This window comes from Corynebacterium mastitidis DSM 44356, from assembly GCF_000375365.1.
Classification (GTDB): domain Bacteria; phylum Actinomycetota; class Actinomycetes; order Mycobacteriales; family Mycobacteriaceae; genus Corynebacterium; species Corynebacterium mastitidis.
In genome coordinates this window covers 1-2,188 of record NZ_AQXB01000028.1, presented here as the reverse complement: position 1 = coordinate 2,188, position 2,188 = coordinate 1, and the positions used below count along the sequence as shown (strand labels likewise).

General features: G+C 58.3%; 2 protein-coding genes. Both read right to left on the bottom strand.

Annotated features, from left to right (window positions below; genetic code table 11):
- Window positions 1–960, bottom strand: a 960-nt coding sequence (locus B140_RS0111340) for an alpha/beta hydrolase (RefSeq protein ID WP_018119469.1), incomplete at its 3' end; no start/stop codon positions are given.
- An 11-nt stretch (window positions 961–971) separates the two neighbouring features.
- Window positions 972–1,265, bottom strand: a complete 294-nt coding sequence (locus B140_RS14080) for a hypothetical protein (protein ID WP_156801809.1) — start codon at window positions 1,263–1,265, stop codon at window positions 972–974.
- Window positions 1,266–2,188 lie beyond the last annotated feature (923 nt).

The window sequence follows — 2,188 nt, the reverse complement described above, 5'->3', positions numbered from 1 at the left end:
CCAGTAGGCCCATTGGTGTGTTCCTACCGGATTAATGTTGAGCTTGTGCTCTACCCCTGCTTTATTAAGTGCGCGTGAATAGCGCAAGGTACAAAGCATACTCACCGCCTCAATAGCGCTGCCCTCGGTCATAATTCCTGCTGAGGTCAGTGCAGCATCGACAGCGTTCATATCGCTGAATTTCGGAGCGAACATGGTGTCATCGAACCAGGGAATACCAGTCCCGGAGGAGAGGTAAACCGTGGTGTTTTTCAGTGCTTCGGCGTGCAGTGTGGGGTCGTGGGCGCGGGAGTTTTCTGCCCACCATGGCCCCCACATCGCGGTGGGGGTTTGCCCGCCACGGCGCAAGGTGGCGGCCACGGCGGCGCGCCCGATTACACTGGTGGTTTCTGCGCACCCGGATAGGGAGGCCATCGCGGTGTAGAAACCGGCGTTGCGCGTGGCAAGGTTGGCAGCGGAGGTGGCCGACATGGACATGCCGATGATGGCGCGTTTCTCAGAGGCGTGGAGTGCGGGCTCAACGTGGGCCGGCAGTTCGTGGATCAGGAAAGTTTCCCATGCTCCGGCGCCGCGTCCTTGTGGGTTTCCGGGGGTTTGCCAGTCGGTGTAGTAGGAGAAAGCTCCGGCCATGGGGATGACGACGTTGACGTTTTTGTCCCGGTAGAAGTCGATGAGGTTGGTCTGGGTGATCCAGTTGAGGTCGTCTTCTCCCCCGCCGGCGCCGTTGAGGAGGTAGATCGTTGGTGCACCCGGGGTGGGGGCTTTGATCAGCGCGACTGGCACGCTGTAGCCCAGGGCCTTACTGGTGACGTCGGTGACGTCGGTGAGGGTATCGGGGTACTGCGCCAGGGTATGGATCCATGGGGCGGCTGTGGTGGCAGGTTCTGCGGTGGCAATCATCGGCGTGGCGATCACTGTTGAGAGCGCTAGGCACAAAGAGAGGATTCGGTGGCGTTTCATGCGGGGTCCTTTTAGTGGAAGCGGAGGCGGCGGAGTATTTCGTTATAGGGATGACTCATGGGTTTTGCGTCTGCGATGATTACTTTCCATTCGTCCTGGCTTTTTCTTTCGATGAGTGATACTCGGACTGTCGGGTGAATATCGACGTAGTATTGAATGGTGTCGAATAGTTTTTGTGTTATCACTCGTCGAGGTGGTGATCTCTTTATGATCTCTTTAGCGTTGTCGCCTGAGTCGGTGTATTTGAAGAGGGAGGGTCGGTTTTTTTCTTTCGCAACCGAGAGCGATAAAATAAGGTCACTCATGGGGTGTAATTATAGCACGCTATGTGTTCATAATGAATGTCATGTTTTCATCCTCGTGATACTGCTGCCGAGTGTGAGGCGCTGCCCTTGGTGGGATACGCACGAGGTGCAGGTATAGCGTGCGGGGTGCTCGGTGCAGTAGCGCGCGGCTAGGGCTTAGCTCATCGCCTACAGGTAGCCTGATTCTTGCTGGGCATAGCCTGGCCCCTCACTGCGGTGCTTTACACGCCTGCCGCAGCGTTGAGGCCCACACCGTGGTGCGGGTCTGCTGTCAGCGGTTGAGGGGAGGTGATTGCTATGCGTCGGATCGAATCCTACCGCGCATGGACGAGGGCCCGCCAGCTACTAGTTACGCTGTGCTGGCAGGCCCTCGTGGGGATGGTGGCTAATGGACTCGCGGGTGCGGCTCGCGAGGCCTGGGAGTTAGTCACGCCCTAATCGCCTGAGGAGGTCTCACTAGCTTTTGCCGGTTAGGTGAGGCCTTCTCGCTTTATGGACGGCATAGAAGGCTGTCCATCCCCCATGATGCACGAGCAGGGTAAGCCCGGTCAACAAAGAAACGCGCAGCGGTGCGCGGCTAGGGCTTAGCTCATCGCCTACAGGTAGCCTGATTCCTGCTGGGCATAGCCTGCCCCTCACTGCGGTGCTGAGCGCCACCGCAGCGCTGAAGCCCACCGTAGTGCGGGCCATCTCTACAGCGGTGAGAGGAGGTGCTATCGGATGCGTAGGTTTCTCCGCCGCATACGAGCGAAGGCCCGCCAGCTACTTGTTTTACTGTGCTGGCAGGCCTTCGTTGGGCTGGTAACTAACGGACTCACGAATGCGGTTCGTGAGCTTTGAATCCTAGTTACTAGCTAGCGCCTGAAAGGGTCTCATGTGCGTGGCGGCCGTGAGGCCCTTTCTTAGTGATTGGACAGGCGGGG

What these genes read in the sequence shown, in the direction of transcription:
- B140_RS14080 (WP_156801809.1), bottom strand. Translation starts at nt 1,265, where the DNA reads ATGAGTGACCTTATTTTATCGCTCTCGGTTGCGAAAGAAAAAAACCGA.